The sequence below is a fragment of the Massilia phyllostachyos genome, from assembly GCF_021044825.1.
In the GTDB taxonomy this organism is placed as follows: domain Bacteria; phylum Pseudomonadota; class Gammaproteobacteria; order Burkholderiales; family Burkholderiaceae_D; genus Telluria; species Telluria phyllostachyos.
Map to the genome: position 1 here is coordinate 145,374 of NZ_JAJNOC010000003.1, position 13,191 is coordinate 158,564.

The following is a 13,191-nucleotide window of genomic DNA, read 5'->3' on the forward strand; positions in this document are numbered from 1 at the left end:
ACGCCGCCACGAGCTACCTGACAGACGCCCAGAACAAGCATAACGGCAGCCTGACAAGGCTCATGGTCGGCAATATAGCCGGGCACACTTCTTACCGCAGCGCTCAAGATGGCGGGCTACCGGACATCTTCCGATCGGGGACATCGGGCTTTACTCTACGGTATTCTCGATGTACTTCTTCCCGGCGCATCCGGGGCAAAGGCCACCTTGTCCGCTGCACATAACGCCAGAAACAAGTCGGACTATGAAGGTGACATTGTCGATCCGACGGAAGGCATGATCGACGACCTGGTCGACGCTGTCAAAAGTGTAAAAGAAGAGGTCGACTTCAACGACAAGAAGTTCAAGGGTGCGCACGACTTGAAAAACAAGGGCAGCTGAATAAGCTGCCTTGTCAGCTCAATGTTCCACGCGTCGGCTCAGTCTTTCGAGCCCGTCTTCCACCTCAAGCCAAAACCAAAGTGCCGGTCCATCAGCTCGTGCGCGCTGGTGCCGCCCTGCTGCTGGAAGTACTCGGCCAGCTTGGTCACCACCAGGGACCCGCCGCGGTTCTCGATCAGGGCGATGGCGCACATCATCTGGTTGCCGCCGCCGTCCAGGCGCACTTCGATCGGCGCCTGCTCGGGAGCGGCGATGGTCACCACGCCGTCGGTCGCGGACCAGTTGGGCACGCCCTCGTAGATGAAGGAAAAGATCAGCGCGCGGCGGATGCCGTCGAAGCGTTCGCCGTTGATGAACAGGTTCTCGCCGCCGGCGGTCGCGCCGGTGCGGTCGTCGGCGTCGAGGCGGATGTAGGGTTCGCGCTCGAAGTCGCCCCAGGCGTTGCCGAGGGCTTGCACCAGGCCGCGGCGGCCGTCGGCCAGTTCGACCATGCAGCCGAGGTCGAGGTCGATGCCGCCGCGGCCCTTGCGGCCAGCGGTCGCGCCGCTCATCAGCTTGTCGAAGAAACCGGTCTTCGCCGGCTGCGGCGCGGCGGTGGCGGACTGGTTCCAGTTCAGGTTGACGTGGATGCGGCCGAAGCCGCGGCCGGCGCGCTTGTCGAGCGAAACCTTGTCGCCGCGTTTTTCGAGCGTGACCTTGGACAGCGAGACCTTCGGCGCAGCCGGCGCCGGAGCAGGAGCCGCTTTGGGCGCCGCCTCGGTGCCGCCGAAGTGCGCCAGCAGCGCCGACAGGCCACCATTGAATCCCTGGCCGACCGCGCCGAAGCGCCAGCTGCCGTCGCGGCGGTACAGCTCCGCGATGATGATGGCCTTTTCGTCGCCGAAGTCCGATCCCGACAGCGGGAAGCCGACGGCGCCGCCGATCTTCAAGGTGCAGCTGCCCAAGGCGCGCATGGTCTGGGCGCCGTCGATGGCGGCCACGAACACCAGCTTGGAGATCGACGCCGGCAGGGTGTCGAGGTTGACGGCGAAGCGCGATCCCGAACCCGCCAGCTCGAGGCGCACCGCGCCTTCCGGGCTGGCCAGCTGGTTGTAGAACACCATGTAGCGGTCGTCCGACAGCTTGTCCTGCGCATCCAGGCCGAAGCAGGACACGTCGACCGACATGCCGGGCGCGTGGAGGTCCACCTCGACGGTGAAGGCGTGGCCGCAGCCCAGGTCCGCCAGCTTGGCCTTCTGGCCGCGCGAAAAGGTGCTCATGTCGGTTCTCCTTCCATCGAACGGGCGCCGAAGCGGTGGGATTGCTCGACCAGGCGCTCGGCCCAGGCGCGGTGGGTGGCGACTTCGCACATGGCGTCGTCCATGCGGAACACGGCGGGGCTGGCCTCGTCGAGGATGGCGCGCGCCACCGCGAGATCCTGCGGGCGCACCTTGTAGTGCTGCTCGATCGGCGCGATCTGGGTCGGGTGGATCGCGGTCTTGCCGACCATGCCGTAGGCGAGGTCTTCGAGCACTTCCTGGTCCAGCAGCTCCGGCAGGTCGAGGTACTCGAACACCGGCGCGGTGAGCGAGAAGCCGTAGGGACGGAAGGTCGTCACCAGGCGCGCGATCACGGGGCCGAGCGGGGTGCGGTAGATCGTCATGCCGCGCGGGCGGCGCAGGCCGAGCAGGGCGAGCAGGTCGTTGCCGCCGATGCGCAGGGCCAGGATGCGATGGCGCACGCCGGGCGCCTCGAAGGCGGCGCGCAGCAGCTGCATCTCGCTGTCGCTGAACACCTCGGCCGTTTCCAGCGTCGGCATCAGGACGTGGTCGGTATCGCGCACCAGGCGGAAGTAGGTCTCGAAGTTCTGGCGCGTGACCTTGGGCAGCACGAAACCGGTGAGCTTGTCGGCGCCGGGCATGGCCAGCACGCGCGCCATGACCTCGGGATTACGGACGCGCACGAAGCGCTCGGCCGGGATCCCGGCGCGCATGTTCGCCAGTACCACCGACAGGTTGAACAGCGACCAGCTCAGCTCCCGGTCGGCGATCGCATCTTCCAGGCAGAAGATGAGCGAGCGCGCCTGCGGCAGTTTTTCACCGTTCGCGATGCTCGCCAGGCTCTTGTGATTGGCCGGCACGTACAGCGACGCGCCCAGTGATTTAGCCATCCGATGCACTCCTGATCAGGGATACTGCGTGGTAGGGCAGGCTCGGGTCGATCTCGACCGGGACCTGTTTTTCTTCGGCCAGCACTTCGAGGTGGGCCACGTCCGGCGCGCCGGATGCGCGCAGCAGCAAGAGGCGCGGCACGCGGCGCAGCAGCACGCGTGTGGCTTCGCCGATGCCGGGTTTGATGAGATTGACGTCGTTGACGCCGTAGCGCGCCATGGCGCCTTCGAGCCAGGCGCGCGAACGCTGCGCTGCCGCGTGTGCGTCGGGCTGCACCGCGGGCGGCAGTTGCGCTGCGCGCGCAATCGCCAGCGCCGTGACCTCGTCCGCGAAGCGCTGCGACTGATCGTGCGCGGCGAACTCGCCGTAATAGACGCAGCCATGGAAATCGTCCGGCCCGATGCGCTCGTCCAGCACCGTGCGGCTGACCAGCCCCGACACCGTCGCGTTCAGGATGCTGGACGGGATCAGGTAGTCGTCGCCTGAAGCGGCGCAGGCCGCCGCCCCGGCCAGGTCCGACAGCACGTACAGCCCGCTGTCGATCCGCGTACGCTCGCGCGCATTGAAGGCGGAGACCGACGACGCCAGCTCGCGCGCGATCACGCCCTTGCCGGTCCAGCCGTCCACGAACACGATCGATTCCGGCGCGTGGCCATTCGCGAGGATGTGGCGCAGCGCGGCCCCATCGATGCCGCGGTCGCGCACGATCGAGACGCAGTAGTGCACGGCCTCGCGCCCCAGCACCTCGCGCAGCAGGCGCGTCACGATCACGCCGACCGGCGTGCCGGCGCGCGCCAGCGAGACGACGGTGATCGCGCCCGGATGCCGCGCGGCGATCAGCTGCGCCAGGCGCAGGCAGTCGGCCGCCAAGCGCGCGTTGTTGGCGCGGCAGGCGTCCTCGAACACCGTCATGTAGCGCGGCGAGGGCGGCGATTCGGGCGACAGCATCTGGCTGTAGTGGCGCCGGCCGGACTGGATCAGGCGCTCCTTCTCCGCTACCTCCGTGAATTCCTGCGCGGGCAGGCGGGTCAGCAGGAAGTCGACGTCGCCGGCGCGGTAGCTGCCCGAAAAGCTCACAGCGCCTCCACGGTCAGGCGCGCCAGCTGGGTGGCGCGCGGGACGATGGCGTAGTCGCAGGCCGCCATGAAGCGCGCATCCGACCGGCTGTCGCCCATGCCGAAGGTCACGATGTCGCCGTGCTCTTCGCGCAGCAGCGCGGTGACGTGGGCCACCGCATTGGCCTTGTCCAGCGTCTTCGGCAGGATGGCCAGGTTGTTGCCGTTGCGGTGGACGCAGTACTCATCGTGGCCGTCGGCGATCCAGGGCAGCACCGCTTCCTGCTCGACCGTGGCCAGGCGTTCGTGGCGCTTGTCCGGATCCTTCACGACCAGGAAGAAGGGCGTGGCGAAATCCTCGATCATGCGCGCGCGGCCCTTGTAACCGGTGCGCGCGCAGTAGTCGTCGAGGTGGCGCGCCAGCTCCTGCAAGCCAGGCAGGGCGGCGTGCATGGCGGCGCGGCTCTGCTCGAGCCACGGCCGGTTGGCTTCACCGCCCGGTTCCAGCACCACGCCGCCGTAGTTGATGATGGCGTAGCTGTCGAAGGGCAGGTGCACGCGCTTGAGGCCATCGTGGTCGCGCGCGGTGGTCGGGATCACCGTCGTCCCGTCCTGCACGAAGGAGAGGAAGGCGCGCTGGGCGCGCGTGGTGTACGAGCAGATGCTGCCGTCCTTGTAGTAGGCGGCCGGCTCGAGCAGGTCGGCGCCGTTCAGCGGCCCGCACTTCTCGAAGGTCTGGAACAGCGTGTCGTCCAGGTCAGCGAACAGGAACTTCTTCAACGTGATCCTCGGACTGGAAGTGGAAAAGGCGCGCGTCCAGCAGGCCGGCGAGCTCGCGCAGGGCCGGATTGGACGCGGTCTCGTGGCAGACCAGCACGTGGTCGTACTGGCCGGGCGCGATATTGTAGATGAAGTTGGCGACCCCTTCGCCGTAGTTGTCGGGGAAGCGCAGGGCGTGGCTGACCGCGCCCCAGGTCAGGATCGGCGAGCGCGTGGTCGACTGCACCTTGACGTTCACGCCGCGCCGTTCCAGCGCCGCGCCGAGCAGCGTCGCCGCGTGCATGAATTCGCCGGTGCCGAGCACCGCGACCGTGGCGCCGGGCGCAAACTCCGCGGCCAGGCGTTCCGCCAGCTGCTCGGGCGCGCGCAAGGCCTGCGACAAACCGAGGCGCCCGAAGCCCGTGCTGGCGCCGCGGTCCGCATCCGGATCGAAGCGCTGCGCCGCGTCGTTCGGCGCCACGTAGTCGGACGGCTGGAAGCGGTATTCGCCGTCGACCAGCGCGCCCAAGGTCACGGGCAGGCCGAAGCGCGCCGACAGGCCGGCGGTCGCATCCGCCCCCATGAAGTTGGTGATGGTCGCCAGGTGCACCCGGTCGATGCCCGGGTTCAGGCGGCGGCAGGCATTGGTCAGGTTCAGGAAGGTGTTGCCGGTGCTGGCCTCGTCGTCCACCAGCACCAGGGTGCGGGCGCTCAGGAGCAGCGCGCGCAGGGCCGGGTCCTGCGGCATGTGCAGGAACTGGCGCGGCGCGTGGCTGTGCGCTTCTTCGAACTCGATCAGGTCGCCGCTGCCCACGCGGTAGCGCGTGGTATGCACGAACAGGGCTTCCTGCCCCGGATGCGCGCACAGCCAGGCTTCGAACACGCCCTGGCCCAGGCCGATCGCGGTTTCCGCCATGGCGATGAAGACGATTGGGCCCTCGACTGGCGGCACGGTCGCGGCGAGGCGGTCGTGGACACGCAGCATGGTCGATGGCGTGACCGGCCAGTGCTTGCCCAGCACCTTGCTCAGGAAAAGAAAGCCGCGCCTGGCGTTGGCGCGCGCGGCGAAGCCGAGCAGCGCGTCGGCTTCGAGAGCGCCTGCTCCCAGGGTCAGCTCGAGGGCGCCGGTGGGCAGCGTCACGCAGCGCCGTCCCAGGTCGCGTGGATCGGGCTGCGCGTTCATGGCAATTCCTGCGCCTCGGCCATTTCGATCACGCGCATGCCGTTGCGCACTTCCGGCACGGTCACGCTATCGAAGCCGTCGGCGAAACCCTTCAAGGCAATCCAGGGCAGGTTGGGGCCGGCCGCGCAGGCCATGCCGATCCCGCCCGACATGCGCGGGTTGATCTCGAGCAGGCGGGCGCGGCGCGCGTCGCCCTGGCCGGAGTCGCGGAACTGCACGTTATAGATGCCGTTCAGGCCGTAGTCGGCGGTCAGCCTGGCCGTGGCCTCGATCAGTTCCGGCCGCATGTCGATCTGCTGCCCGCTACCCGCCTGCGGCAGCTTGCGGCGCGCCACCGCGGCGACCAGGCGGCCATGGTCGCCGACGCAGTCGACGCTGTATTCCTGGCCGTCCAGGTATTCCATCAGCAGCATGGTGCGGAACTCGCCCAGCTCGGCCAGGCCGCGGCGCAGGTCCTGGTAGCCGATGTGGTACTCGACGCCGGCCAGCAGCAGGGCCGCGCTGCTGCGCTCCTCGTCGACCACGGCGAAGCCGATGCCGTAGATGCCGTGCGAGGGCTTGATGCATAGTTTCGCGTGGCGCGGACGCAGCTCGTCCCAGGCCGCATCGAAGCCGGCCAGGCTGTCGAAGCGGCGGAACTCGGCCACCGGCGCCTGCGGCAGCATCGTCTCGGCATAGAAGCCGGCCTTGTCGTGGATCAGCGCCAGCTTGGCGGGCGTGGCCGCACTCAGCACGCGCGTGCCGATCGCGGCGAAGCGCTCATGGTGGGCGGCAAGGGTGGAGGCGCCGCGGCCCGGCACGAAGATGTCGATGCGCTTGTCGCGGCAGAAGTCCAGGCACCAGTCGGCATAAGCCGTTGCCTCGAGCCCGGTCGGCTCGCCGTGGAACTCGTGGGCGATGCGCGCCGCCGGCATGTGGCGGTTGGGATTGCTGTGAATGAGGGTGAAACGGCCGTCGGTGTCGGCCTCGCGGATCAGTTTGAGGGCGGTGTAGACGGACGAAAAGGTCCTGTTGTACCAGACGCGCATGAAGTCTTTCGGGAGGATGAGGGCGCGCCCGCGGCAGGGGCGGGCGCGCGGGACCGGAGGACGGCGCCGTCCGGTCTGGGGGTGCTTTTGCTCAGACGTTGACGCCGAAGGAGCGCGCCAGTGGGCCGAGGCCGCCCTTGAAGCCCTGGCCGACCGCGCGGAACTTCCACTCGCCGTTATGGCGGTACAGTTCGCCGAAGATCATCGCGGTTTCGGTCGAGCTATCTTCGGACAGGTCGTAGCGCGCGATCTCGGCTTCGCCGGCGGCGTTCAGGCAGCGGATATAGGCCTTGGCGACCTGGCCGAAGCTCTGGCGGCGCGCGTCGGCATCGTGGATGGTGACGCAGAAGGAGATTTTTTCCACTTCCGGCGGCACGCGGGTCAGGTCGACGGTGAGCTTCTCGTCGTCGCCGTCGCCCTGGCCGGTGGTGTTGTCTCCGGCGTGGACCACCGAGCCGTCGCTCGACTTCAGGTTGTTGTAGAAGATGAAATCGCTGTCGCCGCGGACCTTGGCGTCGGCCTTGAGCATGAAGGCGCTGCCGTCGAGGTCGAAAGCGGCGCCGTCGGTCGAGCGCGGATCCCAGCCCAGGCCGATGATGACCTTGGTCAGGTTCGGGGCTTCCTTGCTCAGGTTGACGTTGCCGCCTTTCTGCAGACTGATTGCCATGTGCACTCCTTTTGGGTAGTCGGTAGGATGGTCCCGATGCCGCTGCAGCATCGGGAGCAAACGCCAATATAGGCGTTAATTGCTCGATTGTACACAGTGACTTGGCTGGCCCGGAAGTCACATTCGCCGCTCTCGGCGACGGGCGCCGTGATCAGCCTCATGTCACGTTCCGGTCACGATCGCAGTGGCGGGAAAGAAGGCGCCGGCACATCCGGATGTACGCACGACACATTTTCCAAAGTACAATCCGGCCTGTTATCGATTGCCAGGATTATCATGCCACCGACGCTGAGCGCGCTCACCCTCGCCGTCCTGCTCGCCGCCACGTCCGCGCCCCTGCCGGCAGCGTCCGGCTCGGCTACGCCGCTGCCGGTGGCCGCGCCGGACAGCCAGGGGATGTCCGGCGCGCGCCTGGCGCGCCTGCACGATTTCATCGGTGGCCTGGCCGCGCGCGGCGATTACCTGGGTGCGGTCACGCTGCTGGCTCGCAACGGGCGGATCGTCGACTGGCGCGCCTACGGCCACCTGGACCTCGCGCGCACCCGTCCGATGCCGCGCGACGCCATCTTCCGCATCTATTCGATGAGCAAGACCGTCACTGCGGTCGCCATGATGACCCTGATGGAGGAGGGCAGGTTCGCCCTCGACGACCCGGTCGGCAAATACCTGCCCGAACTGCGCGCGATGCGCGTGCATACCGGCGGCCCGCTCGACGCGCCGCAGAGCCGGCCCGTGGCGCGGCCGCTCACGATCCGCCACCTGCTCACCCACACCCCCGGCTTCGCCGTCTACGGCAAGGAGGGACAGCCGCTCACGCTGCTGTTCGAGCGCGCCGCGCTGGGCGAGTCGCGCGACCTGGCCGACTACGTGGCGCGCCTGGCGCCGCTGCCGCTGGCGCACGAACCCGGCGCCGAATTCCATTACGACGGCGTGCCGATCCAGGTGGCCGGTCGCCTGGTCGAAGTGCTGTCCGGGATGCCGCTGGACGTTTACCTGGAGCGCCGCATCTTCGCGCCGCTGGGCATGCGCGACACCGGCTTCGAGGTGCCGCTGGCCAAGCGCGCGCGCATCGCCGCCATGACCACCACCGGCGCCGACGGCCGGCTGGCGCCGCCGGCGCCCGGCAGCATCGCGGCCGCGGGCGAGCGCAGCAATCCCTACTTCAGCGGCGCCGGCGGCCTGTACTCGACCGCCGGCGACTACGCGCGCTTCGCCCAGATGCTGCTCGATGGCGGCAGCCTGGACGGCGTGACCATCCTGGGCCGCAAGACGGTCGACTTCATGATGCAGAACCAGCTCACCCAGCTCGACGCCGGCGTGCGCGAGTCCAGCCCCGGCGAAGGCTTCGGCCTGGGCGGCTCGGTGGTGCTGGACACCGCGCGCCGCGGCCGTCCCGGCTCGGTGGGGCAGTACGGCTGGTCGGGCGCGGCCGGCACCTACTACACGGTCGACCGCCAGGAAAAACTGGTGGCGATCCTGATGACCCAGCACCTGCCGCAAGGCCTGCCGCAGGATCCGCCACGGCTGGCCGTGCCCTTCTACAACCTCGTCTACCAGAGCCTGGTGCAAGTGAAAGGGCCGTAAATGGCGACCATGAAGCAGGTAGCGGAGCGCGCCGGGGTCTCGACCTCGACGGTCTCGCATGTGATCAACAATACCCGGGTGGTCAGCGACGACGTGCGCGAGCGCGTGACCGCCGTGATCGCCGAGATGCGCTACATCCCGAGCGCCGTCGCGCGCAGCCTCAAGAACGACCGCACGCACACGATCGGGATGATGGTCCCGAACAATTCGAACCCGTACTTCGCCGAACTGATCCAGGGGATCGAGGACGCCGCCTTCAAGGTCGGCTACAACGTCATTCTCTGCAACGCCTACGACGACCCGCGCAAGCAGGCGGCTTACCTGCGCGTGCTGATCGAAAAGCGCATCGACGGCATGATCCTGGTCGCCAGCGGCGCCGACGAGGAACTGGCGCGTTTGCTGGCGCACCAGCAGACCCCGATGGTGCTGGTCGACCGCGAAGTGGCCGGCGTCCAGGCGGACTTCGTCGAAGCCGACCACGAAACCGGCGGCTACCTGGCCACCCGCCACCTGATCGAGCTCGGTCACCGCGCGATCGCCTGCATTTCCGGTCCCCGCGACTTGCCGCCCAGCCTCGACCGCGTCAACGGCTACCGGCGCGCGCTCGCGGAGGCCGGACTCGATGCGCCGTCCGGCTACCTGGTGTACAGCAATTTCACCAGCGAAGGCGGCTACCGCGCCCTGCAGCAGCTGCTGAAATTGGGCAAGCGCCCCACCGCGGTCTTCGCCGGCAACGACCTGATGGCGATCGGCGCCCTGTGCGCGGCCAGCGAGGCCGGCCTGCGCATCCCTTCCGACCTGTCGGTGATCGGCTACGACGACATCGCCCTGGCCTCGTATTCGACGCCGCGCCTGAGCACCATGGCCCAGCCCAAGTACGACATGGGCCAGCGCATCGTCGGCATGCTGATGGAGCGCATCATGGGCAGCGCCCAGCCGCTGCGGCGCGAACTGCTGCAAACCCGGCTGGTGGCGCGCCAGTCGACCGCCGCGCCACGCTAGCGCGCCTGCGCCCACGGCGGATGATGCCGCAGGAGCCTGCCGCACCCCTGTCCTGCCCTTGTTCAATTACTTCTTGACATTGCAGTTTGGCCATTGTTCAATGTGTCAAACGATTGCGCAAACGATTGCGCGCGGCAAAAAGAAGAGTTGGAGACACATGAACAGCAAGAGCACGGGCACGCTCCCCGGCGTGCGGCCACGCATCGCCGTGGTCGGCAGCATCAATATGGACCTCGTGTTCAGGACGCCCCGCATGCCCACGGTCGGTGAGACGATCACTGGCCGGCATTTCTTCCAGACGCCAGGCGGCAAGGGCGCGAACCAGGCTGTGGCCTGCGCGCGCCAGGGCGCGACGGTGGACTTCGTCGGCGCGGTCGGCGCCGACCTGTTTGGACAGCAGGCTTTGGCAGGGCTGGCCGCGGAGGGGATCGGCACCGGGCATATCGTTTCCAGCGACGCCGCCGCCAGTGGCGTGGCCGGCATCTTCGTCGCCGATGACGGCGCCAACAGCATCGTGATCGCCCCCGGGGCCAACGACCTCCTCAGCGTGGCTCAGGTGGACGCCGCCAGCCCGGCGATCGCGGCGGCGGCCTTCCTGGTCTGCCAGCTCGAATCGCCCCTCGACAGCGTGCGCCGCGCGATCGCCATCGCGCGCGCGCACGGGGTCGGCGTGGTGTTCAATCCGGCGCCGGCGCGCGACCTCGACGACGCGCTGCTGTCCCAGGTGGACTACCTGGTGGTCAATGAAACGGAGGCCGCCCAGCTGAGCGGGATCGCGGTCGACGATCCGGAAAGCGCGGTGCGCGCCGCCGGCGCCCTGCGTGCGCGCGGCGCCGCCGTCGTGCTGCTGACCATGGGCGATCAGGGCGTGCTGGTGTCCAGCCCCGATTACACCCGTTTCATCCCGGCCGTGCAGGTGGATGCGGTCGACACCACCGCCGCCGGCGACACTTTCGTCGGCTCGCTCACGGTCGGACTGGCGCGCGGCCACGACTTGGGCGCCGCCGTCGCCGAAGCCCAGTATGCAGCGGCCCTGACCGTCACCCGGATCGGCGCCCAGAGCGCGATCCCGACGCGCGACGAAGTGATCCACCTGATGACCCAACGCCGAGGCTCGCCATGACCTGACCACCGACCGGACGCACCGACGGCCGCCGCCACGATGCGGCGTTTCGATCAAATTTCACAGCATAAAAAAATCATGACAAACGAGACAATGAAATTGAACCCCATCGCAGCGGCAGTCGGTGCGCTGCTCCTGGTCTGCGGCGCCGCCAGCGCCCAGACCACCACCCCGGCCGATCCGCAGAACGTCGCGGACGGCGCCAGCGTGGCCAGCAGCCGCGTGATCGTGACCGGCACCCGCACCGCCAAGGCGGTGGACAAGATCCCGGGCGCCGTCAACGTGATCAGCAGCGCGGAAATCGCCAATTCGCTGGCGGTGTCGGAAGACGCGACCGCGGTGCTGGCGCGCATCGTGCCCGGTTATTCGGAATCGACCCAGGCCATGAGCAACACCGGCGAGACCCTGCGCGGCCGCATCGCGCTGCGCCTGTTCGACGGCATTCCCCAGACCTCGCCGCTGCGCGAGACCAACCGCTCCGGCTCCTTCACCGACCTGGGCGTGATCGGCCGCATCGAAGTCATCAACGGTCCCTCGGCCTCGGAAGGGGTGGGCGCCGCCGGCGGCATCATCAACTACATCTCGAAGCGTCCGACCAAGATGGGCAACGAGATCACCGTCACCTCGAAAATCAATTCCCAGTTCAAGGACGACAGCGAAGGCTGGAAGCTGGGACTGGAAGTGATGCACAAGGACGATGACCTCGACCTGCTGTTCGCGACGTCGGAAGTGGACCGCGGCATCGGCTACGACGCCAACGGCCGCCGCATCGGCATGAACGCCTCCGGTTCGCTGCAGGACACCACCGGCCGCAATATCTTCGTCAAGGTCGGCCACGATTTCGGCGCCGGCAAGACCCAGCGTATCGAAGCCCAGGCCAGCAAGTTCCGCCTCGACGGCAAGGCCGGCTACGTCTACCAGGAAGGCAACCGCGCGCGCGGCCTGACCGACACCTCGGTGCCGGGCCGCCCCTTCGAGGGCATGGCCGAGTTCAACGACTTCCGCCAGTATGCGCTGAACTACACCAACTCGGAGGTGTTCGGCGGCACCCTGTCGGCCCAGGCCTACCGCGCCAGCCAGGCGATGCGCTTCGTCGCGGAAAAGGGCGGCGCCGACAAGCAGGACCCGCTGATCGCGCCGCTCGGCACCCTGACCGACCAGTCCGAGGTCAATTCGCAGAAGCGCGGCCTGCGCACCGGCTGGAGCCGCCCCGACCTGGCCGGCGTCGAAGGCCTCGAGCTGCGCGCCGGCATCGACGTGGTGCGCGACGAGACCGAACAGAAGCTGGCGCTGACCAACCGCACCTGGGTGCCGCCGATGGTCTACACCAGCACCGCGCCGTTCGCCCAGCTGTCCTGGGACGTCGGTCCGGTCACCCTGGCCGCCGGCATCCGCCGCGAAAGCGGCGAACTGTCGGTCGACAGCTACCGCACCACCTATTACAACAACCGTGTGCTGGTCGAAGGCGGCGAACTCGATTACCAGGCCAATCTGCCGAACGTCGGCGCGGTGTGGAAGATCGCGCCCGAATGGTCGGTCTACGGCTCCTACGGCAAGGGCTTCAGCCTGCCGAACGTCGGCATCCCGCTGCGCAACGTGAACAAGCCGGGCCAGACCGTGTCCGGCATCCTCGACCTGCAGGCCGTCATCGTCGACAACAAGGAGGTCGGCCTGAACTGGCGCGGCCGCCAGGGCAGCTTCGGCGTGTCGGCCTACCGCTCGTACTCCGACTTCGGGGTCTCGCTGTCGATCGACCCGCTGACCAACGACTTCATCATGCGCCGCCAGCCGGTGCGGATCGAGGGCCTGGAGCTGACCGCCGAATACATCGTGTCGCGCACCCTGCGCGCCAACGCGCTGTACTCGCGCATCCGCGGCAAGACCGTCAGCCGCGACGCCGGCCCGCTCGACACCGAGATGGGCATCGCCAACATCAACCCGGACAAGATCGGCGGCTCGCTGCTGTGGCAGTTCTCGGAGGCGGGCAATGTGCGGATCGGCTTCACCTCGCTGCAGGACCGCGAGATCAACGTCGGCAAGTCGAGCCAGGAAAAGACCAAGGGCTACACCCTGTTCGACCTGAACGGCAGCTACCGCACCCGCTACGGCGACCTGACGCTCGGCGTGGAAAACCTGTTCAACAAGTTCTACATCCTGACCAGTTCGCAGATTCCGGCTTTCCAGAACTATGCGGCGGGCCGCGGGCGTTCGGTGTCGCTCACCCACAGCATCAAGTTCTGATCCGGCGGCAAGGAAACG

At 68.1% G+C, this 13,191-nt stretch carries 12 protein-coding genes; 5 read left to right on the plus strand and 7 right to left on the minus strand.

The window, feature by feature from the left end:
- Window positions 1–108: 108 nt before the first annotated feature.
- Window positions 109–381, plus strand: coding sequence for a hypothetical protein (locus LQ564_RS11545; protein WP_231058260.1), 273 nt, complete (start codon window positions 109–111; stop codon window positions 379–381).
- Window positions 382–419: 38 nt separating this feature from the next.
- Here the strand turns inward: LQ564_RS11545 and LQ564_RS11550 are convergent, their stop codons facing one another.
- From LQ564_RS11550 to LQ564_RS11580, 7 genes are all read right to left on the minus strand, one after another.
- Entirely contained in the window at window positions 420–1,640 is a 1,221-nt protein-coding gene (locus LQ564_RS11550; protein ID WP_231058261.1) for a TerD family protein, read from the minus strand.
- Complete coding sequence (locus LQ564_RS11555; protein WP_231058262.1) at window positions 1,637–2,530, minus strand: HpcH/HpaI aldolase/citrate lyase family protein; 894 nt, start codon at window positions 2,528–2,530, stop codon at window positions 1,637–1,639. The genes LQ564_RS11550 and LQ564_RS11555 overlap by 4 nt, the downstream gene beginning before the upstream one ends.
- Complete coding sequence (locus LQ564_RS11560) at window positions 2,523–3,608, minus strand: cysteine protease StiP domain-containing protein (RefSeq protein ID WP_231058263.1); 1,086 nt, start codon at window positions 3,606–3,608, stop codon at window positions 2,523–2,525. Before LQ564_RS11560 ends, LQ564_RS11555 begins: the two co-directional genes overlap by 8 nt.
- Window positions 3,605–4,366, minus strand: a complete 762-nt coding sequence (locus LQ564_RS11565; protein WP_231058264.1) for a hypothetical protein — start codon at window positions 4,364–4,366, stop codon at window positions 3,605–3,607. The genes LQ564_RS11560 and LQ564_RS11565 overlap by 4 nt, the downstream gene beginning before the upstream one ends.
- On the minus strand, window positions 4,344–5,528 hold the full coding sequence (locus tag LQ564_RS11570; RefSeq protein WP_231058265.1) for a phosphoribosyltransferase domain-containing protein: 1,185 nt from the start codon (window positions 5,526–5,528) through the stop codon (window positions 4,344–4,346). The genes LQ564_RS11565 and LQ564_RS11570 overlap by 23 nt, the downstream gene beginning before the upstream one ends.
- Entirely contained in the window at window positions 5,525–6,556 is a 1,032-nt protein-coding gene (locus LQ564_RS11575; RefSeq protein WP_231058266.1) for an ATP-grasp domain-containing protein, read from the minus strand. The genes LQ564_RS11570 and LQ564_RS11575 overlap by 4 nt, the downstream gene beginning before the upstream one ends.
- 91 nt (window positions 6,557–6,647) lie before the next feature.
- Window positions 6,648–7,223 (minus strand): TerD family protein, encoded by a 576-nt coding sequence (locus LQ564_RS11580; RefSeq protein WP_231058267.1) that lies wholly within the window; start codon window positions 7,221–7,223, stop codon window positions 6,648–6,650.
- A 276-nt stretch (window positions 7,224–7,499) separates the two neighbouring features.
- Here LQ564_RS11580 and LQ564_RS11585 point away from each other — a divergent pair, with 276 nt between their 5' ends.
- The 4 genes from LQ564_RS11585 (at window position 7,500) to LQ564_RS11605 (ending at window position 13,173) form a co-directional block, all read left to right on the plus strand.
- Window positions 7,500–8,807 (plus strand): serine hydrolase domain-containing protein, encoded by a 1,308-nt coding sequence (locus LQ564_RS11585; protein ID WP_231058268.1) that lies wholly within the window; start codon window positions 7,500–7,502, stop codon window positions 8,805–8,807.
- Complete coding sequence (locus LQ564_RS11590; protein WP_231058269.1) at window positions 8,808–9,809, plus strand: LacI family DNA-binding transcriptional regulator; 1,002 nt, start codon at window positions 8,808–8,810, stop codon at window positions 9,807–9,809. It abuts the gene before it with no gap.
- Window positions 9,810–9,966: 157 nt separating this feature from the next.
- A complete protein-coding gene (gene rbsK / locus LQ564_RS11595; protein WP_231058270.1) occupies window positions 9,967–10,932 on the plus strand; it encodes a ribokinase in 966 nt (321 codons plus the stop codon).
- Between the two features lie 93 nt (window positions 10,933–11,025).
- Window positions 11,026–13,173 (plus strand): TonB-dependent receptor, encoded by a 2,148-nt coding sequence (locus tag LQ564_RS11605; protein ID WP_269143517.1) that lies wholly within the window; start codon window positions 11,026–11,028, stop codon window positions 13,171–13,173.
- The last annotated feature ends 18 nt before the right edge of the window (window positions 13,174–13,191 follow it).

What these genes read in the sequence shown, in the direction of transcription:
- LQ564_RS11545 (WP_231058260.1), top strand. Translation starts at nt 109, where the DNA reads ATGGCGGGCTACCGGACATCTTCCGATCGGGGACATCGGGCTTTACTC.
- LQ564_RS11550 (WP_231058261.1), bottom strand. Translation starts at nt 1,640, where the DNA reads ATGAGCACCTTTTCGCGCGGCCAGAAGGCCAAGCTGGCGGACCTGGGC.
- LQ564_RS11555 (WP_231058262.1), bottom strand. Translation starts at nt 2,530, where the DNA reads ATGGCTAAATCACTGGGCGCGTCGCTGTACGTGCCGGCCAATCACAAG.
- LQ564_RS11570 (WP_231058265.1), bottom strand. Translation starts at nt 5,528, where the DNA reads ATGAACGCGCAGCCCGATCCACGCGACCTGGGACGGCGCTGCGTGACG.
- LQ564_RS11575 (WP_231058266.1), bottom strand. Translation starts at nt 6,556, where the DNA reads ATGCGCGTCTGGTACAACAGGACCTTTTCGTCCGTCTACACCGCCCTC.
- LQ564_RS11580 (WP_231058267.1), bottom strand. Translation starts at nt 7,223, where the DNA reads ATGGCAATCAGTCTGCAGAAAGGCGGCAACGTCAACCTGAGCAAGGAA.
- LQ564_RS11585 (WP_231058268.1), top strand. Translation starts at nt 7,500, where the DNA reads ATGCCACCGACGCTGAGCGCGCTCACCCTCGCCGTCCTGCTCGCCGCC.
- LQ564_RS11590 (WP_231058269.1), top strand. Translation starts at nt 8,808, where the DNA reads ATGGCGACCATGAAGCAGGTAGCGGAGCGCGCCGGGGTCTCGACCTCG.
- rbsK (WP_231058270.1), top strand. Translation starts at nt 9,967, where the DNA reads ATGAACAGCAAGAGCACGGGCACGCTCCCCGGCGTGCGGCCACGCATC.
- LQ564_RS11605 (WP_269143517.1), top strand. Translation starts at nt 11,026, where the DNA reads ATGAAATTGAACCCCATCGCAGCGGCAGTCGGTGCGCTGCTCCTGGTC.